This window comes from Micromonospora tarensis, assembly GCF_016803395.1.
GTDB lineage: Bacteria > Actinomycetota > Actinomycetes > Mycobacteriales > Micromonosporaceae > Micromonospora > Micromonospora tarensis.
Genome location: NZ_JAEVHL010000086.1, coordinates 1 through 23,526, shown reverse-complemented (window position 1 = coordinate 23,526; position 23,526 = coordinate 1). Strand labels below are relative to the sequence as shown.

Below are 23,526 nucleotides of genomic sequence, written 5' to 3'. Positions count from 1 at the left end.
CTGGCCCGGCTCGCCGCCGCCGGGGTGCCCGGCGCGCACCCCGACGACTGGTGGGGGTTGCGCGCGCTCTCCGACGACCGGCCGCTTGTCGACGAGGGGGACCCGGTCCGGGTCACCCCGTCGGCGATGGAGAGCGCGCTGCGGTGCAGCCTGCGGTGGTTGTTGGAGCGGCACGGCGGCAGCGGCCCGACCAGTACGGCGCAGGGCGTCGGCAACCTGGTGCACGCCGCCGCGATGCTCGCCGAGGACGCCAGCGCCGACCGGGGCGCGCTGCTCGACTACGTGGCCGCCCGGTTCGACGCGATCGAGCTGGCGGCCCGGTGGATGGCCGGGCCGGAGCGGGAGCGCGCCGAGGCGATGGTCGACAAGCTGCTGCGCTGGCTGGCCACCAACCCGCGCCGGCTGCTCGCCATCGAGCACGAGTTCGCGGTCCGCCTGGACGACCCGAACCGACCGGTCGACCTGACCGGTCGGGTCGACCGGCTGGAGGTCGACGAGGCCGGGCGGCTTGTGGTAATCGATTTGAAGACCGGCAAGTCCACCGCTGTCACCGGCAGCGACCTGGCCGAGCATCCGCAGCTCGGCGCCTACCAGGCGGCGGTGGAGGCGGGCGCGTTCGCCGAGTTCGGCGACGAGTCCGGAGGTGCCGCGCTGGTGCAGCTCGGCACCTCCGCCAAGGACGCCCGGGAGCAGAACCAGCCGGCGGCGAACGAGGGGCCGGCGGCCGGTTGGGCGACCGCGCTGGTCCGCCGGACCGCCGATACGATGGCAGCCGCCACGTTCGCCGCGGTGGCCAACTCGAAGTGCCGGGTCTGCCCGGTGCGCACCAGCTGCCCGGTCTCCGGGCAGGGGCGACAGGTCGTCGAGCCGCCGGTCAGCCGGCGCGCCAGTGCCGGCGAGGAGTGAGGCGACACCGTGAGCGCGAGGAGTGAGCTTGCGAGCCCCGCAGTCGCGAACTGAGATGACACCGTGAGCGCGAGGAGTGAGCTTGCGAGCCCCGCAGTCGCGAACTGAGGCGACACAGTGAGCCAGCCCACCCTGTTCGGCGCGGGTCCCGCGCCAACGCCCCGACGTGCGGACTCCGGTCCCCGGTACACGCCGGTGGAGCTGGCCAAGCTGCTGCGGTTGCCGGCGCCCACCCGGGAACAGGCCGCGATCATCGCCGCCCCGGTGGAGCCGCTGCTTGTCGTCGCCGGCGCCGGGTCGGGCAAGACCGAGACGATGGCCGCGCGGGTGGTCTGGCTGGTGGCCAACTCGTACGTGCGGCCGGAGCAGATCCTCGGGCTGACCTTCACCCGTAAGGCGGCCGGTGAGCTGGCCCACCGGGTACGCACCCGACTCGACCAGCTGATCCGCCGCCTCGGTCGACAGGGCCGGGACCCGCTGGACGATCCGCTCGCGGGCGAACCCACCGTCTCGACCTACCACTCGTACGCGGGACGGATCGTCACCGAGCACGGGCTGCGGGCCGGCTACGAGCCGTCGACCCGACTGCTCACCGAGGCGTCCCGCTGGCAGCTGGTCGACCTGCTGGTGCGCAACTACGACGGTGACATGTCCGAGGTGGACCGGATGCCGAGCACCATCACCGACGCGGTGCTGGCGCTCGCCGGGGAGCTGGACGAGCACCTGGTCGCGCCGGACCAGCTGGCGGCCTGGACGGGGCGGTTCTTCGCCGAGGTGCAGGCCCGGCCGGGCCGGGTGTACGCGGACGTGCGCAAGGCGCTCACCCTCCAGCAGACCCGGTTGCGCCTGCTGCCGTTGGTGCGGGCCTACGCCCGGCGCAAGGAGGACTTCGAGGCGATGGACTTCGCCGACCAGCTCGCCCGGGCGGCCCGGGTGGCCCGGGACCACCCGGGGGTCGGCGCTATCGAACGGGACCGCTTCCGGGCGGTGTTGCTCGACGAGTACCAGGACACCAGCCACGCCCAGGTGGTGCTGCTCAACGCGCTGTTCGGCGGCGGGCACCCGGTCACCGCGGTCGGTGACCCGTGCCAGTCCATCTACGGCTGGCGGGGGGCCAGCGCGGGCACGCTGGACCGGTTCCCCACCGAGTTCGCCAGTGCCGACGGCAGCCGGCCCCGGCGCTCGGGCTCACCACGAGCTGGCGTAACCGCCCGGAGATCCTGCGGGTGGCCAACGCGCTGTCCACTCCGCTACGGGCGGCCGGGGCCCAGGTGCCGGAGCTGCGTTCCGCGCTGACCGTCTTGGACCCGATCCCGCACCGCAGCCCGGGCGGCGCGGCCGGTGGCACAGTGCACTGCGCGCTGCTGCCCACGTACGCCGACGAGGCCGACTGGATCGCGGACAGCGTGCTCGCCGCCTGGCGCGGGGCGGCCCGGATGCCGGGCGCGGCTCCCGAGCACATTCCGGTGGCGCAGCGTCCGACGACCGCCGTGCTGGTCCGGGTCCGCAGCCAGATTCCGGCGATCGAGTCGGCGCTGCGCGAGCGGGGCCTCCCGGTGGAGGTGGTCGGGCTGGGTGGCCTGCTGGACACTCCCGAGGTACGCGACGTGGTGTGCACCCTGCGGGTGTTGGCCGACCCGACCGACGGCGCCGCGTTGCTGCGGCTGCTCACCGGCGCCCGTTGGCGGATCGGGCCGCGTGACCTGGTGGCGTTGCACCGGCGCGCCCGGGCCATCGCCAACGCCCGCCGTCAGGTGGCCGCCGACGACGCCGGGGAGATCAGCCCGGACCTGTTGGACGAGGCGACCCTGGTGGAGGCGTTGGCCGATCTCGGGCCGGCGCAGACCTACTCGGCGGAGGGCTTCGCGCGGCTGCGCGCGTACGGCCGGGAGTTGGCGCTGCTGCGGTACCGGCTGGACCAGGCACTACCGGATCTGATCGCGGACATCGAGCGGACCATCGGCCTGGACGTGGAGGTCGCGGTGCGGGCCGGCCGGGACGGCGCCGGCGACGCGGGCCTGGCCCGGGGTCACCTGGACGCGCTGGGTGACGTGGCGGCCCGGTTCAGCGGGGAGACGCCCGGCGCGACCCTGTCCGGCTTCCTGTCCTACCTGGCCGCCGCCGAGGACGAGGAGCGCGGTCTGGCACCCGGCGAGGTCGAGGTGGTGGAGGGCGCGGTGCAGGTGGTCACCGCGCACGCCGCCAAGGGCTTGGAATGGGACGTGGTGGCGGTGGCCGGGCTCAGCCGTGGGCTGTGGCCGGGGCCGGTCCGCAACTCCGACCACTGGTTGGGCGGGTTGGGTGTGCTGCCGTTCCCGTTGCGCGGTGACGCCGACGGGTTGCCCGAGCTGGCGCTCGACGAGGCGGCGGACCAGCGGGCGGTGGCTCGGGCGGTCACCGACTTCACCGACGCGTGGCGGGCCCACGACGAGCGGGAGGAGCGCCGGCTGACGTACGTCGCGGTCACCAGACCGCGCCGGCTGCTGCTCTGCTCCGGTTACTGGTGGGGGGAGGGCACGAAGCGACCGCGAGGTCCGTCGGTCTTCCTGCGTGAGGTGTACGACGCCTGCCTGGACGGCGGGCCGGGGCACCTGGTCGACGCGTGGGCACCGGAGCCGACCCCGGATGCGACGAATCCCACGGCCGAGGTGGTGCTCCGCGCGGAGTGGCCGGCCGATCCGTTGGGGGGCCGCCGGCCGGCGCTGGCCGAGGCGGCCGGCTTGGTGCGTCGCCTGATGACCGACGCCGGCCGCGGTGCTCGCCGGCCCGGTGGCGGTGAGCGGTCCGGTGGCGTCGGACGGCGCGGCGGTCGAGCCGGAGGTGGACCCGGTGGTGACGCGCTGGCAGCGCGAGGCGGACCTGCTGCTCGCCGAGCGGGCCGAGCTGACCCGGCTCTCCGGCGCGGTCGAGGTGTCGCTGCCCGGGCAGTTGAGCGTCACCCAGCTGGTCGCGTTGCGGCGCGATCCGGCGGCGCTGGCCCGTACGCTGCGTCGTCCGGTGCCGGTCGAGCCCAACCCGTACGCCCGCCGGGGCACCGCCTTCCACACCTGGTTGGAGCAGCGCTTCGGTGCCGACCGGCTGCTGGACCTGGACGAGCTGCCGGGTGCGGCCGACGCCGATGCCGCGCCCGACGAGGCGCTGGTCGAGCTTCAGGAGCGGTTCCTGGCCAGCGAGTGGGCCGACCGGGTACCGGTGGAGGTGGAGGTGCCGTTCGCCACTGTGATCGCCGGAGTGGTGGTGCGGGGGCGGATGGATGCGGTCTTCGCCCGGCCGGGCGGACGGTTCGACGTGGTCGACTGGAAGACCGGCGCGCAGCCGACCGGGGCGGCGGCGGAGGTGGCCGCCGTGCAGTTGGCCGTGTACCGGCTGGCCTGGGCGGAGCTGGCCGGCGTGCCGGTCGACCGGGTGGGCGCGGCGTTCCACTACGTCCGGCACGGGGTGACGGTCCGACCAGCCGACCTGTTGGACGTGACGGGGCTCACCGCCATGATCGCCCAGTTGCCCGAGGATTCCGCCCACTCTTGACCGCTCCGGGGAAAACCGTGGTAGGTTGACCGGGTTGCAGTTTTGGTTACCAGAGACTCTGTGTGCGCCTGGCGGGAATTGTGGCCCCAGGCGCTCTTTGTTGTGTCCGGAGTTCTCCGGGCGGGGCGACCAGAAGCGACAGGCGATTCGCGCATCCCCGCGCGGAGCGCTCCTCTTCGGGCACGCAACAAGTGCGCGTCCGACGTTCCGTCAAGGAGACGAAACACATGGCTATTGGCACCGTGAAGTGGTTCAACGCTGACAAGGGCTTCGGCTTCATCACCCCGGACGGCGGCGGCGCTGACGTCTTCGCCCACTTCTCGGCGATCCAGTCCTCCGGCTACCGGAGCCTGGACGAGAACCAGCGGGTCGAGTTCGAGGTGACCCAGGGCCAGAAGGGCCCGCAGGCGGAGAACATCCGCCCGATCTGATCTTCGGATCGGTCAGCATTACCTGTCGCGCCCTCCGGGTGTGACGGTGACGGGACCGGCCCGCCCCGCCGCCGCCTGCGTACGCAGGCGGCGGCCCGGCGGCGGGCCGGCCCGTACTCCAATCGGTTCGTGCTTGTGAGTCCTGGCTGCCCTGCGCCGCCGGTTGACAGCGCCGACTTCGGCGCCCTCCCTCGACACGTTCCGCGTCGAGGAAGGCTTCCGCATGACCACAGTTATTCCGTCTTTTGCTCTTACCGGCTTGGCGCCGGCGCTGCTCACCGCGCTGACCGCGCAGGGCATCAACGAGCCGTTCCCGATCCAGACGGCGACGCTGCCCGACTCGCTCGCGGGCCGGGACGTGCTGGGCCGGGGTCGTACCGGCTCCGGCAAGACCCTCGCCTTCGGGCTTCCGCTGCTGTCCCGCACCGCCGGCCGGAAGGCCCGGCCGGGTCGCCCGCTCGCCCTGGTGCTGGTGCCGACCCGCGAGTTGGCCCAGCAGGTCACCACCGCGCTCGCCCCGTACGCCCGCGCCGTCGGGCTGCGCTGCGCCACCGTCGTCGGCGGGCTGTCGTTGCAGCGGCAGGCGGACGCGCTTCGCGCCGGTGCCGAGGTGGTCGTGGCGACCCCCGGCCGGCTGCACGACCTGATCAACCGTGGTGACGCCCGGCTCGACCAGGTTGAGATCACCGTGCTGGACGAGGCCGACCAGATGGCCGACATGGGTTTCCTGCCGCAGGTCACCAAGTTGCTGGAGCAGGTCGCGCCGCAGGGGCAGCGGATGCTCTTCTCCGCCACCCTGGACGGCGGGGTGGACCGGCTGGTCCGCCGCTTCCTCAGCAGCCCGGTCACCCACTCGGTGGACCCGGGCACCGCCACGGTGACCGCGATGACCCACCACGTGCTGCACGTCGACGCGCTGGACAAGCCCGACGCGCTGACCCGGATCGCCGCCCGTGAGGGCCGCACCATCCTGTTCATGGGCACCAAGCACCGCGCCGACCGGCTCGCGCGCCAACTGCTGGCCAAGGGGGTACGCGCGGCCGCGCTGCACGGTGGCAAGTCCCAGCCGCAGCGCACCCGCATCCTGGAGCAGTTCCGCAACGGTCAGGTGACCGCTCTGGTCGCCACCGACGTGGCGGCCCGCGGCATCCACGTGGATGGCCTGGACATGGTGGTCAACGTGGACCCGCCGACCGAGGCGAAGGACTACCTGCACCGGGGTGGTCGTACCGCCCGGGCCGGTGAGTCCGGCACGGTGGTCACCCTGGTCCTGCCGGAGCAGCGCCGGGACGTTTCCCGACTGATGGCCACCGCGGGCATCCGACCGGAGTCGGTCCAGGTGCGCTCCGATGACGCGGCGCTGGTCCGGGTGACCGGTGCCCGTGAACCGTCCGGCGTGCCGGTGACCATCGTCGCGCCGCAGGCTCCCGCTCCTCGTGCTCGTGCCGCAGGCGGCGCGAGCACTGACGGTGGCGCCCGTCCGGCGCACCGTGCGTCGGGCCGGTCCCGCCGCCCGCGGCGCCCGCGTACCGTCTGATTCTCCGCGCCTCGACCGACCCGTTCCGCTCCGGCGGGGCGGGTCGGTGGTGTCTGTGGGGTCCTTTGCGCCGTTGGGCTGCCCGTGCGGTGCACCAGCCACGCCGACCGGTCAGGCATCCCCGCCGCACGGCTCCCTCAGCCAAGTCGGTAATCAGCCTCGCCTTGGTCGGCTGGCCGACTGTGTCGGCGTTGGCCGTGGTCGAAGCTGACCGACGGGGGACGTCGGGCGGGGGGCCCGGCGCGGGAGGGGTGACCATGGCGGGCGAAGCCGGCTCGGGCGCACTGCGCGAACTGATCCTGGTGGTCGCGGTCGCGCTGGCCGGGTTGTTGCTCGCCATGGTCGCAGCCTTCGCACCCTGGCACGGCTCCCCGGCGGGCAACGATCCCGCCGGGCTGGTGGAGTTGCACAGCCCCGGCGACGCGGGCTCCGGCCCGGCTGTCGCACATCAGGGCTGAGCAGCGACCGACCGATGCCGGCGAAGGGGCAGGCCCGGTCAGGGGTCGGTACGAGATGTGGTCGGGTCGGCGGGGCACCGACCCGACCACATCGCCACCGCCGTTCAGGTGGTGGGGGCGGAGGTCCGGGTGAGCAGGTCGGCCAGGGTGGTGCGGTCGACCACCGTGGCGATCGCCCCGTGCACCGCCAGCCAGACGTCCGTCAGGCCGGCGGCCACCCCGTGGTAACCGGCCCGCTCGGCCGGCAGACCGCGCACCGTGGTGAGCGAGCCGGCCACCGCGCGCAGCACGTCCCCGACGGTGATCTCCTCGGGTGGCCGGGTCAACGCGTAGCCGCCGTCCGCGCCGCGATGGCTGTGCAGCAGGCCGGCTCGGCGTAGGTCGAGCAGGATGCCCTGCAGGAAGCTGAGCGGGATGTCCTGCACCTCGGCCAGGCTGGCGGCCTTCACCACCTCGCCGCCGTTGTCGCCGTCGCCACCGGCGCGGGCGGCGGCGACGGCGAGCATCGCCCGGAGCGCGTAGTCGCTGCGCGCGGAGACGAACACGTCACTGACCAGCCTGGTCCAGCACACCCCAGCGGCGTCGGATCGCCTTGTCCGCCGCGCCGAACGCGGCGTCCACGACCAGGCCGAGCACCAGGATGACGATCATGGTGGAGAGCAGCCAGGGCGCGTCGGACAACTCGCGGGAGTAGGTGAGCTGGGCGCCGAGCGAGGTCTGCGAGATGCCGACCACGAGCAGCTCACCGGCCATCAGGCTGCGCCAGGAGAACGCCCACCCCTGCTTGAGGCCGGCGACGATCGCCGGCAGGGCGGCCGGTGCGATGACGTACCGGTAGAGGTTGAGCCCCCGGGCCCCCAGGTTGCGGCCGGCGCGCAGCAGCAGCGGCGGCACGTAGTCGACACCGGAGATCACCCCGTTGGCGATGGACGGCGCCGCGCCGAGCACCACCACGAAGAAGATCGCCTTTTCGCTCAGTTCGAAGAGCAGGATGGCCAGCGGGAACCAGGCGATCGACGGCATGGTCTGCAACGCGGTGATCATCGAGCCGATGGCGGCGCGCAGCACCGTGGACCGGGCCACCGCGAGGCCCAGCAGCAGGCCGACGGCGACCGAGAAGACGTACCCGACGGCGGCCCGGCGCAGCGTGGTGAGCAGGCCCTCCCAGAGCTGCGGGCCCTGGGCCTGGGCCACCAGCTCGCGGCCGACCTCCAGCGGCCCGGGCAGCGAGCACGGCGGCTTCCAGCCGGAGAGGACCACGAGCTGCCAGGCGGCGATGGCGATGGCCAGCGCGGCGAGCTTGGGCCAGGTGGCCGCCCAGATCCGGGCGCCCCGGGAGACCTCCTTGTCCCGGCCGGCGATCTCCAGCGCGTCGAGGCCGGTGATCTCCGCGTCGGTACGCGCCGAGCTGGTCAGGGTGTCACTGGCCATGGCGGCCCACCTCCGTACGGAGCCGCTCGGTGACCTCGGCGGCGATGGCGGCGACCTCGGGGGAGTCGATCCGACGAGGGCGCTGGATGTTCACCTCGGTGGAGTAGATGATCCGGCCGGGTCGGCTGGAGAGCAGGATGATCCGGTCGGCCAGCCGGGCCGCCTCGCGGACGTTGTGGGTCACGAAGAGCACCGACAGCTTGCGCTCGGACCAGATCCGTTCCAGCTCGTCGTGCAGGATGTCCCGGGTCATCGCGTCCAGCGCGCCGAACGGCTCGTCCATCAGCAGCACCGGAGTGTCCAGGGCCAGCGTGCGGGCCAGTGCGACCCGCTGCCGCATCCCGCCGGAGAGTTCGTGCGGACGCTTGCGGCCGAAGTCGGCCAGGTGCACCGTCCGCAGCAACTCGGCGACCCGCTCGCGCCGCTCGGCGCGGGGCAGCCCGCGCAGCTTGAGGGGCACCTCCACGTTGGCCTCGACGGTCAGCCACGGAAAGAGCGCCGGCTCCTGGAACATCAGGCCCGGGTTGGCGTCACCGGCAAGCGTGATCTGCCCAGCGCTGACCCGGTCCAGCCCGGCCACCAGGTTGAGCAGGGTGCTCTTGCCGCACCCGGACGCGCCGACCAGGCAGACGAACTCGCCGGGCGCGACGTCCAGCGACACACCGTCCAGGGCCAGGACGGCGCTCGCCCCACGCCCGTACACCTTGGTCACCCCGGAGAGCGCGACCGAGGTGGTCGCGCTCCGCGGCGTCGTCGTGGTCGACGTCATGGCTGGACGACCTCGGACTTGCCGGCGGCCTTGAGGGCCTTGTTGAGGTACGTCAGGTCGTACAGGCCCTTGAGGTCGACGGGCTCGGTCAGTTTGACCTCGACGGCGTGGTCGAGGCCGGCCTTGAGCGAGGTCGCGATCGGGTCGTTGGTGAACTCCAACGTCGGCCACGCCTGCTTGATCAGCTTCAGGTCCAGCGGCTTGCCGGTGATTTTGCCGATCGCGGCGGAGATGGCCTGCTGTGCCTCGTCCGGCTTGGTGTTGACGAACTCGTTGGCGGCCACCTGGCCGTCGACCAGCTTCTGCACCACGTCCGGGTGCGCCTTGAGGAACTTGGTGCTGACCAGCAGGTTGGTGATGACGAACTTCCGGTCCGGCCACAGGTCGCGCTCGTCGACAAGCACCTTGCCGCCGGCGTTGACCAGGCGGGAGACGAACGGCTCGGGCACCCAGGCGCCGTCGATCGCGCCGCTGTTGAACGTCTCGACCGTCTGGGCGTTCTCCTGCGGCACGATCTTGACGTCGCCGCCGCCCTCCTTGGTGGTGGTCAGCCCCTGCTGCTTGAGCCAGTACCGGATCGCCACGTCCTGGGTGTTGCCCAGCTGCGGGGTGGCGACCTTCTTGCCCCTGAGATCCTGGGGGCCGTTGATGCCGGGCTTCACCACCAGCGCGACGCCGCCGGAGGCCGCGCCGGAGATGACCCGGACGGCTTCGCCCCTGGACTTGGAGAACGCGTTGACGGTCGGGTTCGGGCCGATGTAGGTGGCGTCCAGCGCGCCGGAGAAGACCGCCTCGATGGCGGCCGGACCGGCGTTGAAGGTCTTCGGGTCCAGCTTGACGTCGCTGCCGAGCTTCTCCGCGAAGATGCCCTTCTCCACGCCGACCACCGCCGGCGCGTGGGTGATGTTGGGGAAGTAGCCGAGGCGCAGCGTCACCGGGCCGGCGTCGCCGCCCGCGCCCGCGCTGTCGTCGCCGCACGCGGCGGTGCTGCCCAGGGTTGCCGCGCCGAGGGTGGCGAGGGTGGCCAGGGTGACCAGTCGGCGCAGAGGGAGCCGTCTCATCGTCCGTCCAATCCGCAGTATTCCTACTTAGTTGGTAGGAAGACTGGGCCAGCCTCCGGGCAGCGTCAAGGCCCATCCATATGGCGGGATAGCGCGTCTCAGTTATGTCGGTATTTCCTACCAGCTTGCTAGAGTAACCGGCGTTCGGCCCGCACCTCCTCGCCTCGGCCCGGCAAGGTGCCGCCGTGGGCCGCTGGCTGACCGGCTGTTGGCCGGGATGGGCCGGGAGCGGGACCCCGGCCAGGTTCCACCGGATGGACTCGGCACCCCAGGTGACGGCCCCGGTCGCGGCGGCTGAGGGAAGGTCGCGGGTGGCGGCCGGGTCGACGCGCTAGGGTCGACTCCGTGGCGGCGCGGAGATCCAGAATTCCAGCGACGAAGTATCCGGTCGAGCGGTTCACCCTCGACAACGGCCTGCGGGTGGTGCTCACCCCCGATCGCAGCGCCCCGGTGATCGGGGTGGCGGTGGTGTACGACGTCGGCATCCGATCGGAGCCGGAGGGGCGGACCGGCTTCGCCCACCTCTTCGAGCACCTGATGTTCCAGGGCTCGGAGAACCTGGAGAAGCTCGCCCACTTCCGGCACGTGCAGGGCGCGGGTGGCACCTTCAACGGCTCCACCCACCTGGACTACACCGACTACTTCGAGACGCTGCCGAGCAACGCGTTGGAACGCGCGCTGTTCCTGGAGGCGGACCGGATGCGCGGCCCCCGGCTGACCGAGGAGAACCTGCGCAACCAGGTCGACGTGGTCAAGGAGGAGATCCGGGTCAACGTCCTCAACCGACCGTACGGCGGCTTTCCCTGGCTGACCCTGCCGCCGGTCATGTTCGACACCTTCCCGAACGCGCACGACGGCTACGGCTCCTTCGACGACCTGGAGTCGGCGACCGTCGCCGACGCCGCGGACTTCTTCCGTCGCTACTACGCCAGCGGCAACGCCGTGCTGGCGGTCAGCGGCGACATCGACGTGGCCGAGGCGACCGAGCTGGTCACCCGGCACTTCGGCGACGTGCCGGCCCGGCCGGCACCGCAGCGGCCCGACTTCACCGAGCCCGACCTGAGCGCCGAGCGACGCACCTCGTACACGGACCCGCTGGCACCCCTGCCGGCGGTGGCCGGCGCCTGGCGCGTGCCCGACCCGGTCGCCGACTTCGCCGGTTACCTGCCCTACGTGGTGCTGGCCGAGGTGCTCACCGACGGTGACGCGTCACGGCTGGTCGAGCGCCTGGTGCAGCGCGACCGGACGGTGACCAGCCTGGGCGGGTACCTCGGCTTCATGGGTGACCCCTTCGACGTCCGGGACCCGACCGCGCTGCTGTTGCAGGCGCACCTGCCGCCCGGCGGTGACGTGGACAAGGTGCTGCGCACCATTGACGAGGAGTTGGACCGGCTGGCCACCGACGGGCTGACCGAGGGTGAGCTGGCCCGCACCCAGGCCCGGATGGCGACCCACCTGCTGCGGGACACCGACGCGGTGCTCGGTCGGGCGCTGCGGATGGCCGTGCTGGAGCAGCAACGAGGCGAGCCGGGCCTGCTCAACGAGCTGCCCCGGTTGGTCGGCGAGGTCACCGAGGAGCAGGTCCGGGCCGCCGCGGCCACAGTGCGCCCGGAACGCCGGGCCGCGATCGAGGTCATTGCCGGAGGTGCCAGGTGAGCGCGAGGAGTGAGCCGGTTTTGCGAGCCCCGCAGTCGCGAACGAAGGTGGCCAGGTGAGCGCGAGGAGTGAGCCGGTTTTGCGAGCCCCGCAGTCGCGAACGGAGGTGACGCAGTGACGACCACCACCGCTTCGGCTGGACCGCGTACGCTGCCGCCGCTCGGTCCGACCCGCAAGCTCAAGGTGCCCAAGCAGGCCGAGCGCACGCTGCGCAACGGTCTCACCGTGATCGCCGTGCGCCGTCCCGCCGTGCCCCTGGTCGAGCTGCGGCTCTGGGTGCCGTTCGGCCGGGTGCACCTGGCCCGCGGCGCGATGCTGTCGCAGACCATGCTCTCTGGCACCGAGTCGATGTCCAGCGTGCAGATCGCCGCCGAGTTGCAGAAGGTGGGCGGCGGGCTCTCCGCGGGTGTCGACCCGGACCGGCTGATGCTCTCCGGGGCCGGCCTGGTCACCGGCCTGGACCGGATGCTGGAGCTGCTGGCCGAGGTGCTGACCAGCGCCAGCTATCCCGGCGACGAGGTGGCCACCGAGCGGGACCGGCTGGTCGACGGATCCAGGTGGCGCAGAGCCAGCCGGCGCACCTGGCCCGGGAGGCGCTGCTGAAGCGCGTCTACGGCCGGCACCCGTACGCGACGCAGACCCCGGAGCCCGGTCAGATCCGGGCCGTCCGCCCGGCGGCGCTGCGTACCCTGCACGCCGAGCGGGTCCATCCGGCCGGCGCGCAGTTGGTGCTGGTCGGCGACGTGCAGCCGGAGCGCGCGCTGGACGCGCCGAGCGGGCGCTCGGCGGCTGGTCCGGTGCGGGGCGGGTGGCCGAGCTGCCGGCGACCCCGGCGCTGGAGCCGGGGCCGCTGCTGCTTGTCGACCGGCCGGGCTCGGTGCAGTCCTCGCTGCGGATCGCGCTTCCGGCGGTGTCCCGCACCGACCCGGACCACGCCCCGCTGCAACTGGCCAACCTGATCTTCGGTGGCTACTTCTCCTCCCGTTGGGTGGAGAACATCCGCGAGGACAAGGGCTACACGTACGGCCCGCACTCGTCGATCGAGCACTCCGTCGCCGGGTCGGTACTGGTCGCCGCCGCCGACGTGGCCACCGAGGTCACCGGCCCGGCGCTGCTGGAGACGACGTACGAGCTGGGCCGGTTGGCGTCGTTGCCGCCGAAGCCCGACGAGCTGGAGCAGGCCCGTCAGTACGCCCTGGGCACGCTCCAGCTCGGCATGTCCACCCAGGCCGGGTTGGCGGCGTTGACCAGCGCGTACGCGGGCAACGGCCTGCGCCTGGACTTCCTCGCCGAGTACGCGGCCAGGTTGGCGGAGGCGACAATCGACGACGTCGCGCAGGCCGCGGCGCGCTACCTGGCGCCTGCTCGGGCGGCGGTCGTGGTGCTCGGCGACGCGGAGCGGATCACCCCGGGGCTGGCCGCGCTGACCACGGTCCAGACCGAGCCGCTGGCGTGAGCGAGCGAGCCATGGGGTTGAGCGGCGGGCCGTCGGAGACCGGCGCTGGTAGCGGAGCGCGGGCGTGAGTGGGGAGGCGGCACCGCCGTTGGCGCGGTCCACGCTGGACCGGGCGGCACACCGACGGGGTGACGCCCAGTGGTTGACCGAGGCGTGGTTGCGGGCCCGGGTGCTGCTGCTCGACTCGACCGACCAGGGTCGGACGCTGGCCCGTACCGACGCGTCGCCGCCGACGTTGGTGCTGTTCGGGCCGGGTGACGTGCCGGCCGGGTCCGAGTCGACGGCGATGTTCCTCGGTGTCGAGCCGGACGGAGTGCCGGTCTTCGCTGTCGACGCGCCGCTGCCGGTGGTGCCGGGGACCAGGAAGGTCAACCTGCGCGAGGTGGGCCACCTGCTCGCCGACCGGGAGGCGGGCATCTTCACCACCGCGCTCGCGCTGGTCAACTGGCACACCCGACACGGTTACTCGACGAGTACCGGCGCGCCGACAGCGATGGACGAGGCCGGCTGGTCCCGGGTGGACCGCAACGGTGGACGGATCTGGCCGCGCACCGACCCGGCGATGATCGTGCTGGTGCACGACGGTGTGGACGGCCCGGACGGGCGCTGTCTGCTCGGCAACAACGCCAGCTGGCCGGGCACCCCGGACGGTCGCCGCTACTCCTGCCTGGCCGGCTACGTGGAGCCGGGGGAGTCGGCGGAGGCGGCCGTGCTGCGCGAGGTGCGCGAGGAGGTGGGCATCGGGGTCGAGCGGATCGGGTACGTGGGCAGCCAGGCGTGGCCGTTCCCCGGCTCGCTGATGCTTGGTTTCCTGGCCACCGCGAATCCGACCGAGCCGGTGCGGGTCGACCCCTCCGAGATCGCGTACGCGCGGTGGTTCACCCGCCTGGAGATCGGGGCGGCGTTGGCCGGGCGGACGGTGGACGTGGGCGACGGAGCCCGACTGATCCTGCCGCCTCCGTCGTCGATCGCGCTGTTCCTCATCCACCGCTGGTTGGACGGCTGGGTGGACGCCGACCGTTGAGCACGGTCCCGACCCGTGGCCGCCGTTGCCGCGGCGGTCACGGGCCGGGAACACGGGCCGTCGTGGTCGGCGGGTGCGGTGAACGCGGCGGGGGAGCCGGTCCGACCACGACGGACGTCCGGTGGATCAGGGGCCGGTGCGGCCCGGTCTGGGTCGGAGGGCGGGTCGGGGCTCGTGCAGCGGCAGGACCTTGACCCGTTGTTTGCCGGCGCGGACCGCGCCGACCGTGGCCAGGGCGCGGGCCAACAGCAGTGCGGCGTCCCGGTCCTCGGCGTGCACTGTCTGCCGCCTCGGCTCGGGCGTGGTCGTCTCGTCGCGAAGTCGGTGGCCGTCCGCCCAGGCGGCGGCGATGTCCCCGTCAGCGACGGAGCGGATGTCGGTGCGAACGATCAGGAACCGCATGTGGGTCTCCGGATGAACCGCGACGGATGAGCCAGTGTGGAAGTTCCACGCACTCGTGGGCCATGTTACGCCCCGTGTTCGTCCCAGCAACTGAAACGCGCCTATCGGTTTCGAGCCTCGTCCGATCAGCGGATGGCTGCTCACAGGGTCGGCGACGCCCAACGCGACGGGGCCGCCGGCAGTGCGCCGACGGCCCCGTACCAGTCACCGAATCAGTTCAGATCGAACTGACCCTTCTTGGCTCCGGTGAGGAAGCCCAGCCATCCCGCGCGGTTGAACAGCAGCACGGCGCCACCCCGGTCCTTGCTGTCGCGCAGGGCGACCGCCGACGGGCCGGTGGCGAGTGGGGCGACCTCCACACAGTTGGAGGTCTGGCTACGTGTGCTGGTACGCCACGGGGCGTCCGCCAACGACTGGGCGGAGACGGACGGCGTGTTGCGGATGTCGTTCATGGTTCTGCTCCTGGTGTGCAACCGATCCGATGGGACGAGTGGTGCCGCACGCCCCGACGGATGGGCCCCCGTGGATCACCGTTCCGTCAGTCGCCCCGAGTCACGGCGGCGTTGGGTCGGCGCCGTTGCCGGCCCGAACGCCACTGTGGATGGGGGCACCGCCTCGGTCAGCCGTCCCGTCGCCTCGATCAGCCAGGAGAGGGTGTCCGAGGCGTTAAGTGCCGCCGTGCATAGCCACTCGAACACCACTTTATAGCGATTTAGCGTGATTGACTCGGTCGACATGACGTCGGTGAAGCCACCTTCGATGGCGAGCGTCTCCGGATCGAGGGGATCGGCGAACCGATAGACCGAGAACGCAGTCGGCGGAAGGTACCAATTTCCGACCTGAGTATCCCGGAGCAACACGTGTAGGTTCACGTTGGGTAGCAGAGCCAACTCGCAGAGTTGCAGCAGTTGCTCGTGCAGCACCTCGGGTGGCCCGGCCCGACGGCCGAGGGCCGCCTCCTCGAGCACTGCGGTGTAGCGGGGCGGGTACGGCTCCCGGGTCAGCAGTGACTGGCGGGCCAGCCGCGCCTGCACCTCGGTCTCCGGCTCGTCACCGGGCTCCGGCTCGCCCGCGCCCTCGGCCACCTGGCGGGCGGAGACGATCCGCACCTGGGCGTACCCGGGGGTCTGCAACAGGCCCGGCACCAGCACCGGGTTGTACTCGGAGATCTCCGCGCAGCCCGCTTCCAGCTCGGCCCAGCTGCGCTGCTGCTGCGTCATGACCGGGAAGTTCTTCAGCCAGCCGCGCATGTCGCCGGCCTCGTTGGTGATGCCGAGCAACTCGTCGTGCAGCGCCTTGTCGGCGCCGTACAGCTCGAGCAGGTCGCCGACGTCCTGTGGGTCCGGTCGGCTGCGGCCGTTCTCCAAACGAGACAGTTTGGACGCGGACGCCCAACCGATACGCTCGATGACCTGGTCGCCGGTGAGACCCGCAGCTTCCCGTAGGCGGCGCAGCTCGATGCCCAACCGGCGACGACGCATGATCGGGCTGGGTGCGGCAGGAGGCACAGTGTCCTCTTTCCCGTCGACCGCCGCAGACGCGACGGTAACTGTATGAAATTCGCCCCCCACGGTCAGTATGGACGGCGCGACCGGTGTCGGAGGTTCCGGCGGGGGCGTGTCTTGCGAAAATCGGACCACGGGAATGCCGGAAGATGACGGACCCGCGGTCGCGGCCCGTCGACCTCGCCCACCCGGGCAGGCCATCCCGCCGGAGGGACCCATGCGCACGATCCTGCGCCGCCCCGACTTCCGCCTGCTCTTCGGTGGTCTGCTGGCCAGCATGACCGCCGAGTCGATCCTGCTGCTCGCCCTCGCCATCTGGGTAAAGGATCTGACCGGCTCGGATGGCTTGGCCGGCGCCACGATCTTCGCCGTCATCGCGCCGATGACGCTCGCGCCGCTGGTCGGCTGGTTCGTCGACAGGTACCCGCGCCGGCCGTTCTTCGTGGCCGCGAACGTGCTGACCGCCGTCCTGCTGGCCCCGCTGTTCGCCGTCCGCGACGCGGGCGACGTCTGGGTCGTCTACCTGGTCGCCGCCCTGTACGGACTGTCGTCGATCACGCTCGGCGCGGCGCTCAGCGGGCTGATCCGGGAGTTGGTGCCGATCGAGTTGCTGGCCGAGGCGAACGGCGTGCTGCAGACCGTACGCCAGGGGATACGACTGGTCGGTCCGCTGGTGGGCGCGGCGCTCTACGCCGCCCTCGGCGGCTGGGCGCTGACCGGGATCGGCATGGTCGGATTTCTGACCGCGGCGGCCGTGGTGACCGCGCTGCCCAGCCCGCGACAGGTGCCCCCGGCCACCCGGCTGCGGTGGCCGGCCGAGCTGGGCGCGGGCCTGCGGCACCTGGCCGGCGAACCGGCGCTACGCCGGGCCCTGCTCGGCTACGGACTCGGGTCACTGGTGATGGGCTTCAGCGAGTCGCTGATCTTCGCCTACGTCGACCAGGGGCTGAACCGGGACGCGGCCTTCGTGGGCGTGCTGGTCACCGTGCAGGGTGTGGGCGGGCTGCTCGGTGGGCTCTGCTCGGCGACGCTGGTCCGCCGGCTCGGGGAGGTCGGCACACTGGCCGCCGGGGTCGCCTTCTTCTCCCCGGCCGCGCTCGCGCTCGCGTACCCGGATCTGCGGCTCGGGTTCGCGGCGGTGCTGCTGGCCGGCGTCTCGCTCCCGCTGACGATGGTGGGGCTGCACACGCTGATCCAGCGCCGGACCCCACCCCCGCTGGTCGGCCGGGTCGCCGCGGCCACCCAGGCGGTGGTCAGCGGGCCGCAGGCGTTCTCCATCGGGGCGGGCGCCCTGCTGGTCGGCTTCCTGGACTACCGGGTGCTGTTCGCCCTGGTCGGGGTGGCCACGCTGGCCGCCGGCAGCTACCTCTGGCGGGGTCGGCACCTGAGCCCGCGTCCGGTGCCCGCCCCCCGACGGCACCCACCCGCCCGACGCTTCCGGCACCCCGGCGACCGGCCGAGGACACCGACCAACCGGTACGACCAGCCCTCACCGACCGCCGCCACGGGCACCGGCCCGGGACGCGACGAGCGGCCGCCCCGGGTGGGGCGGCCGCTCGTCGAGAGTGAACCGGTGAATCAGGCGCTGAGGGTCTCCAGGTGCTGCTTGACCTGGGTGATCGAGGGATTCGTCAGAGCGCTGCCGTCCGCGAAACGCAGCGTCGGCACCGTCTGGTTACCGCCGTTGACGCTCATCACGAACTCCGCGGCGTCCGGGTCCTGCTCGATGTCGACCACGTCGTACCCGATGCCCTCCCGGTCGAGCTGCGACTTCAGCCGGTGGCAGTAGCCGCACCAGGGGGTGGAATACATCGTCAGCATCCTCGGATCCTCCAACTCCTCCGGCCGTGGCTTGCGGATCAAGCCGAGGCTGTTCGCTGCAACGCTGGGGGGAGCTGAGATGATTCCTGGTTGTGGTGGTTCACTCAGCGTCGGAACAGGTGCTCGCCGGGCTGGACCCGGAGCAACGCGCCGCGGTGACGGCACCCGCCGGCCCAGTCTGCATTCTGGCCGGCGCCGGCACCGGCAAGACCCGGGCGATCACCTCCCGAATCGCCCACCGGGCGCTCTCCGGGGAGATTTCCCCACGGCACGTGCTCGCGGTCACCTTCACCGCCCGCGCCGCCGCCGAGATGCGACACCGTCTCACTCTGCTCGGGGCGCAAGGTGTCCAGGCGCGGACCTTCCACGCGGCAGCGCTGCGGCAGGTGCGGTACTTCGCGCCCCGACTGCTGGCCGGCCGCGCCATGCCCGAGCTGCTGGACAGCAAGGTGCGACTGGTCACCCTCGCCGCGGCCCGGGTCGGCCTGCGCGCCGACCGGGCCGCCGCGCGCGACCTGGCCGGCGAGATCGAGTGGGCGAAGTCCTCGCTGGTCGAGCCGACCGACTACGTGGTGGCCGCGGCCCGGGCGCTGCGCGACACCCCGCACGAGCCGGCCAAGGTGGCCGAGGTGTTCACCGCGTACGAGCAGCTCAAACGCTCCAACGGCGTGATCGACTTCGAGGACATGCTGCGGGCCGCGGTGTGGGGCATCGAGGAGCACCCGGACGTCGGCGAGCAGGTCCGGGGCCAGTACCGACACTTCGTGGTCGACGAGTACCAGGACGTCAACCCGCTCCAGCAGCGGTTGCTGGACGCCTGGCTGGGCGGCCGGGACGACCTGACAGTGGTCGGTGACGCCAGCCAGACGATCTACTCGTTCACCGGGGCGACCTCGGCGTACCTGGCCGACTTCCCGCGCCGGCACCGGCGGGCCACAGTGGTCCGGCTGGTCCGCGACTACCGCTCCACCCCGCAGGTGGTCGGGCTGGCCAACGCGGTGATCTCCCAGGCCCGGGGGGCCGAGGCGCGGCTGCGGCTGGAGCTGATCGGGCAGCGCCCCCCGGGACCGGCACCGGACCTGCGGATCTTCACCGACGAGCCGGCGGAGGCGAACGCGGTGGCCGCCCGCTGCCGGTCGCTGATCGATGCGGGCACCCCGGCGAAGGAGATCGCCGTGCTGTTCCGCGTCAACGCGCAGTCCGAGGCGTACGAGAAGGCGCTCACCGAGGCCGCGGTGCCGTACGTCGTGCAGGGTGCCGAGCGGTTCTTCGAACGGGCCGAGGTCCGCCAGGCAATGGTCGCGCTGCGCAGCGCCACCCGGTCCATCCCCGGCGAGACCCCGCTGCCGACCGCCGTCGTCGAGGCGCTCACCGCCGTCGGCTGGGCCCCGGACGCGCCCCGGCCGGTGGCGCCGCGCGCGAGCGGTGGGAGGCGCTGTCCGCGCTGGTCCAGCTCGCCGAGGAGTACGCGGCCACTCCCGAGGTGGTGCCGATCGGCGAGGCCGCCTCGGTGGAACGCCCGGTCACCCTCACCGACTTCACCGAGGAGCTGGCCCGCCGGGCCGCCCAGCAGCACGTCCCCACGGTGGACGGGGTGACGTTGGCGTCGTTGCACTCGGCCAAGGGGTTGGAGTGGGACGCGGTCTTCCTGGTCGGCCTCGCCGAGGGCACCCTGCCCACCAGCTACGCGAAGACCGTTGAGCAGGTCGAGGAGGAGCGTCGGCTGCTCTACGTCGGGATCACCCGGGCCCGGGAGTGGCTCTGGCTGTCGTACGCCGCCGCACGCTCGCCGGGCGGACGGGCCCGACGGCGTCGCGGTTCCTGCCCCAACTCGACCGCTCCGGCGGCACCGAACGGGCCGCCGGTGGCACCGGTCCGGCCCGCCGGCCGGAGCGGCGTCGGACCCAGATCGTCTCCTGCCGGATCTGCGGCGCCACCCTGCTCGCCGGGCCGGACCGGAAGCTCGGCCGCTGCCCCACCTGCCCGTCCGATATCGACGATGAGCTGCACGAACGGTTGCGCGAGTGGCGGCAGCGGGTGGCCGGCGCGCAGAAGGTGCCGGCGTACGTGGTCTTCACCGACGCGACGCTGATCGCGCTGGCGGAGCGGCGTCCGGGTCGGCCCGAGGAGCTGATCGCCATCGCCGGTATCGGGCCCCGCAAGGTGGGGCTCTACGGGGAGTCGGTGCTGGCGCTCGTGGCGGGTGCGGGGGTGGACGACGTCTGCCCGGAGAAAACTTTCGAAATCTCGTCGTAAATTCGTTTGCCCTCGCCCCGGCGCGAGGAATAGCCTCAGAACACACCACGCGAGCGGCGCCATTCCGGCTGCTCACGGGGGTTGGTCCAGTCGATTCGAGGAACGTGAGGGAGGTGGCCACCGTGAAGATCTTCACCTATGAGCGTCTGACGGCAGTGCCGTCTGTCCACGCTCCGCTGTCGGCTGTCCGGGTGGCCCTCACGGCTGCACGACCGTCGGTTCCGCAGGTGCACCAGGTTCAGGCCGAGCTGATCCTGACCGTCGCGCCCACCGGAGTCGAGGGGACCAGTGGCTCCACGGGCAATGGCATCCAGCTCGCCAAGAAGCGCATGGATGTCCGCGGCGTTCCACCTCGAGGTAGACCGGTCTGACCATCAGACACCGGCTCACCTCGAGGCCGCGGAACCCGCTTACCGGGATCCGCGGCCTCAGTTTTTTGCCCGCCGTAAGTACGTCGGAATGCGATCCACGAGATCGAAGTGAGAGAGAGGTGACCGGGAGATGAGTCTGGCGTTGGCCCCCCTCGACATGAGCGTCGAGCTGGAGGCGAACCTGCCCTGCCGGAAGTTCGACCCCGACCTGTGGTTCTCCGACTCGCCTGCCGAGCTCGAGCTGGCCAAGTCGCTTTGCGGGGACTGCCCGCTGCGCGTCGAGTGCCTGGCCGGAGCCGTTGAGCGAGCGGAGCCGTGGGGCGTCTGGGGTGGCGAGATCTTCGAGCGTGGCGCGGTTGTCCCGCGTAAGCGGCCCCGTGGCCGTCCGCGTAAGGAGGACGTCGCTCGTGACGCCGCGCTTCGTGTCGAAGCCGAGGCGCGCCTGGCCGCCAGTGGGCTGTCCGAGGTGCGTGGCGCGGTCCGGCTGGCAGCCTGACATGTTCCCGACCCGTACCAACTACGCCGGTGACACACCGGCAGTGAGTGAGAAGACGATGTTGAACGTTCCGAGTGGAGCCTTTGAGATGCAACTACTCCACGAAGCGTTGACCCGGGCTCGAATGCGCCGGCCTCAGGCCGGTCGTACCACCACGAGCACTGAGGCAGCCCGATCCGCCCGTACCGTCGCCATGAAGAGCCGCAGCCAGGCGGCCCGCGACCTGGGCGTTCTCTAGTAACACTCCACGCGGAGGGGCGGGTGCCGACCGGCACCCGCCCCTCTTGACGTGCTCAGGCGATCGGGGCGAAGCCCGGCAGCCAGCGCTCCAGGATGCTGCGGTACGGGGCCTTCGCCTCCAACTGGCAGAGCACCCCGATCGATCCGAGCGTCACCCGGTGGATCAGCAGGTACGACGGTGGCAGGTTGAGTTGCCTGCTCAGCTGGTACGTGGGGGAGCGCGGGCTGGCCAGTCGGCCCGCCTCGGCCCGCAGCCAGGCCCGGCTGAACCGGAAGCCGTCCGCCGCGATGGGCTCCAGCATGGGACGGATGAAGTCGAGCACCCCCTCGGCGTCGATCTCCTCGGTCGCGCCGATGAACCCCTCCGAACGCAGCCCGGCCACCACCTCGTCCGCGTCGCCCCGCAGGGCGAGCGCGGCGATGCGACCGATCGGCTCCGGCGTGCCCTCCGGCATCCGGGCCACCGCACCAAAGTCGATCACCCCGAGCCGGCCGTCGGGCAGCAGCCGGAAATTCCCCGGGTGCGGGTCGGCGTGCAGCAGCCCGGCCCGCTGCGGTGCGGAGAGGTGCAGGGTGGCCATCAACCGGCCGGCCTCGTCCCGATCCTCCTCGGTGCCGTCGCGGATGATGTCGGCGAGCGGGGTGCCCGTCACCCATTCGGTGACCAACACCCGGGGCGCGGCGTGCACCACAGCCGGGATGTAGATCTCCGGGTCGTCGGCGTACGCGGCCGCGAAGGTGCGCTGCGACTCGGCCTCCAGCTCGTAGTCCAACTCCTCGGTGATCCGTTCGCGCAGCTCGACCAGGAGCGGCTTGACGTCCAGACCGGGCTGGATGGCTCGGAACATCCCGCCCAGCCGGGAGAGCTGCTTGAGGTCGGCGAGCAGCGCGTCGCCCGCCCCCGGATACTGGATCTTGACAGCCACGTCGCGGCTGTTCGGCGCGCCCGACTCGTCGAACCCCGGCTCGCGCCACCGTGCCCGGTGCACCTGGCCGATGCTCGCGGCGGCGGCCGGGGTGTCGTTGAACTCGACGAACAGCTCCCGCCAGTCGGGGCCGAGCTGTTCCACCAGCACCTTGTGCACGCTGGCCGCCGGCAACGGTGGCGCCGCCTCCTGAAGCTTCGTGAGCGCCTGACGGTAGGGCGCGGCGATCTCCTCGGGCAACGCCGCCTCAAAGACCGACAGTGCCTGGCCGAACTTCATCGCCCCGCCCTTGAGCTGGCCCAGCACGCTGAACAGCTGCTCGGCGGTGCGCTGCTGAATCTCCGCGGAGATCACGTCGGAGGCGAGCCCGGTGACGCGCTTTCCCATCCCGAGCACGGTCCGGCCAGCGAAGCCGAGCGGCAGGGCGGCGAGCTTGGCGGTGCGGGACACGGCGCGGCGCGGGATGTCGGTCACCCGGTCATTGTTACCGACCGGAGGGCCCCGCTGCTGCTCTGCGGCCGGGCTGGTGCGGACACCCCGCCTGGTGCGCACCCACACGCCGGGTGTGGCGGCCAACCTCGCCGCCGGAAACGACCGGCAGCGGTGATCTCCATGGCCCCGCCCAGGTCTCCGGCTGACCTCCGTCGAGCTGCGTCAGCGCCTCGGCCAGCGCGTACCCGGTGGCGGCGAGCAAGGTGCCGGTCGCACCGGCGGACGCCGGGTCGGCGGCGGCCAGTTGGGCGGCGAGCCGCGGCCAGTCCGGGTCGCGATCGGCCCGGTGCAGCTCGACGCAGTGCAGGCAGGGTCCGGCGGGCGGGCGGACCAGCGGCCCGACGACCGGTACGCCCTCGCGCACCGTGACCAGCAGGTGCGGCTGGCGGCGCTGGGCGAAACCCGCCGCGAGCAGCGCGGGCGCCGGTCCGTGCCGAGCTGGATCACCAAATCCGCTCGCCCGACCCGGCCCGGACGGGTGCTGGTGCCCGGTGCGGCACTGTCGACCGCGGCTCGCACCGCCGGTGTCAGCGGGCGGCCCAGTTCGGTGGCGGGGATGCCCGTGCCGACCAGGTCGACGGGGCGTACCGGGCCGGTGAGCTGGGGAACCACCTGTCCGACACCGGCCTGGGCGAGCGCCACCGTCAGCGCCGCGCCGAGCGCCCCGGCACCGGTGAGCAGGACCCTGGCGACCCGCCGCCGACGCAGGACCTGCGCGGGGGTGCCGGGCAGCCGCGCGGCGGCCAGGGCCAGCGCGCCGGCC

General features: G+C 72.4%; 17 protein-coding genes and 5 pseudogenes. 12 read left to right on the top strand and 10 right to left on the bottom strand.

The features are described from left to right. The 5 genes and pseudogenes from JM949_RS17930 to JM949_RS17910 all read left to right on the top strand — a co-directional run. Positions 1–906: RecB family exonuclease (locus JM949_RS17930; RefSeq protein WP_203149577.1), on the top strand; the 906-nt coding region annotated here is incomplete at its 5' end. A gap of 117 nt (positions 907–1,023) precedes the next feature. Continuing rightward, positions 1,024–4,431 (top strand): annotated as a pseudogene (locus JM949_RS17925) (ATP-dependent helicase). Positions 4,432–4,658: 227 nt separating this feature from the next. Beyond that, positions 4,659–4,862 (top strand): transcription antiterminator/RNA stability regulator CspE, encoded by a 204-nt coding sequence (gene cspE, locus JM949_RS17920; protein WP_101369720.1) that lies wholly within the window; start codon positions 4,659–4,661, stop codon positions 4,860–4,862. 223 nt (positions 4,863–5,085) lie between these two features. Next, complete coding sequence (locus JM949_RS17915; protein ID WP_203149576.1) at positions 5,086–6,399, top strand: DEAD/DEAH box helicase; 1,314 nt, start codon at positions 5,086–5,088, stop codon at positions 6,397–6,399. 257 nt (positions 6,400–6,656) lie between these two features. Then, positions 6,657–6,857, top strand: a complete 201-nt coding sequence (locus JM949_RS17910) for a hypothetical protein (RefSeq protein WP_203149575.1) — start codon at positions 6,657–6,659, stop codon at positions 6,855–6,857. A gap of 104 nt (positions 6,858–6,961) precedes the next feature. Here JM949_RS17910 and JM949_RS17905 read toward each other — a convergent pair whose 3' ends face one another. The 4 genes from JM949_RS17905 to JM949_RS17890 are packed head-to-tail and all read right to left on the bottom strand — an operon-like array spanning position 6,962 to position 10,118. After that, positions 6,962–7,402, bottom strand: a complete 441-nt coding sequence (locus tag JM949_RS17905; RefSeq protein ID WP_203149574.1) for an RrF2 family transcriptional regulator — start codon at positions 7,400–7,402, stop codon at positions 6,962–6,964. Between the two features lies 1 nt (position 7,403). Then, a complete protein-coding gene (locus tag JM949_RS17900) occupies positions 7,404–8,288 on the bottom strand; it encodes an ABC transporter permease (RefSeq protein ID WP_203149573.1) in 885 nt (294 codons plus the stop codon). Further along, the gene (locus JM949_RS17895) at positions 8,278–9,057 is read right to left on the bottom strand and encodes an ABC transporter ATP-binding protein (RefSeq protein WP_203149572.1); all 780 of its coding nucleotides are present in this window, start codon (positions 9,055–9,057) and stop codon (positions 8,278–8,280) included. The genes JM949_RS17900 and JM949_RS17895 overlap by 11 nt, the downstream gene beginning before the upstream one ends. After that, complete coding sequence (locus tag JM949_RS17890; protein WP_203149571.1) at positions 9,054–10,118, bottom strand: ABC transporter substrate-binding protein; 1,065 nt, start codon at positions 10,116–10,118, stop codon at positions 9,054–9,056. The genes JM949_RS17895 and JM949_RS17890 overlap by 4 nt, the downstream gene beginning before the upstream one ends. 345 nt (positions 10,119–10,463) lie before the next feature. Here JM949_RS17890 and JM949_RS17885 point away from each other — a divergent pair, with 345 nt between their 5' ends. The 3 genes and pseudogenes from JM949_RS17885 to nudC all read left to right on the top strand — a co-directional run bounded on the left by JM949_RS17885 (position 10,464) and on the right by nudC (position 14,254). Then, positions 10,464–11,774, top strand: coding sequence for a M16 family metallopeptidase (locus JM949_RS17885; protein WP_203149570.1), 1,311 nt, complete (start codon positions 10,464–10,466; stop codon positions 11,772–11,774). A gap of 114 nt (positions 11,775–11,888) precedes the next feature. Then, positions 11,889–13,230: pseudogene (locus JM949_RS17880) on the top strand (M16 family metallopeptidase). A gap of 64 nt (positions 13,231–13,294) precedes the next feature. Then, the gene (gene nudC, locus JM949_RS17875) at positions 13,295–14,254 is read left to right on the top strand and encodes an NAD(+) diphosphatase (protein WP_203149569.1); all 960 of its coding nucleotides are present in this window, start codon (positions 13,295–13,297) and stop codon (positions 14,252–14,254) included. A 126-nt stretch (positions 14,255–14,380) separates the two neighbouring features. Here nudC and JM949_RS17870 read toward each other — a convergent pair whose 3' ends face one another. The 3 genes from JM949_RS17870 to JM949_RS17860 form a co-directional block, all read right to left on the bottom strand. Continuing rightward, positions 14,381–14,656, bottom strand: a complete 276-nt coding sequence (locus tag JM949_RS17870; RefSeq protein ID WP_203149568.1) for a hypothetical protein — start codon at positions 14,654–14,656, stop codon at positions 14,381–14,383. Between the two features lie 212 nt (positions 14,657–14,868). Next, positions 14,869–15,108 carry a DUF397 domain-containing protein gene (locus JM949_RS17865; RefSeq protein WP_203149567.1) on the bottom strand — a complete coding sequence of 80 codons (240 nt, stop codon included), beginning with the start codon at positions 15,106–15,108 and terminating at the stop codon, positions 14,869–14,871. A 75-nt stretch (positions 15,109–15,183) separates the two neighbouring features. Continuing rightward, on the bottom strand, positions 15,184–16,164 hold the full coding sequence (locus JM949_RS17860; RefSeq protein WP_203149566.1) for a helix-turn-helix domain-containing protein: 981 nt from the start codon (positions 16,162–16,164) through the stop codon (positions 15,184–15,186). A gap of 214 nt (positions 16,165–16,378) precedes the next feature. Here JM949_RS17860 and JM949_RS17855 point away from each other — a divergent pair. Beyond that, positions 16,379–17,677 (top strand): annotated as a pseudogene (locus JM949_RS17855) (MFS transporter); the annotation flags it as partial. Between the two features lie 62 nt (positions 17,678–17,739). On the opposite strand, the gene JM949_RS17850 reads toward JM949_RS17855, so the two are convergent. Then, the gene (locus JM949_RS17850; protein WP_203149565.1) at positions 17,740–17,982 is read right to left on the bottom strand and encodes a mycoredoxin; all 243 of its coding nucleotides are present in this window, start codon (positions 17,980–17,982) and stop codon (positions 17,740–17,742) included. Between the two features lie 92 nt (positions 17,983–18,074). Here JM949_RS17850 and JM949_RS17845 point away from each other — a divergent pair. From JM949_RS17845 to JM949_RS17835, 3 genes and pseudogenes are all read left to right on the top strand, one after another. After that, positions 18,075–20,238 (top strand): annotated as a pseudogene (locus tag JM949_RS17845) (ATP-dependent DNA helicase UvrD2). A 122-nt stretch (positions 20,239–20,360) separates the two neighbouring features. Next, positions 20,361–20,609, top strand: a complete 249-nt coding sequence (locus JM949_RS17840; RefSeq protein WP_203149564.1) for a hypothetical protein — start codon at positions 20,361–20,363, stop codon at positions 20,607–20,609. A gap of 130 nt (positions 20,610–20,739) precedes the next feature. Next, entirely contained in the window at positions 20,740–21,105 is a 366-nt protein-coding gene (locus tag JM949_RS17835) for a WhiB family transcriptional regulator (protein ID WP_203149563.1), read from the top strand. Positions 21,106–21,398: 293 nt separating this feature from the next. On the opposite strand, the gene JM949_RS17830 is transcribed toward JM949_RS17835, so the two are convergent. After that, complete coding sequence (locus tag JM949_RS17830; protein WP_203149562.1) at positions 21,399–22,745, bottom strand: ABC1 kinase family protein; 1,347 nt, start codon at positions 22,743–22,745, stop codon at positions 21,399–21,401. Then, positions 22,742–23,526 (bottom strand): annotated as a pseudogene (locus JM949_RS17825) (TOMM precursor leader peptide-binding protein); the annotation flags it as partial. The gene JM949_RS17830 and the pseudogene JM949_RS17825, both read right to left, overlap by 4 nt.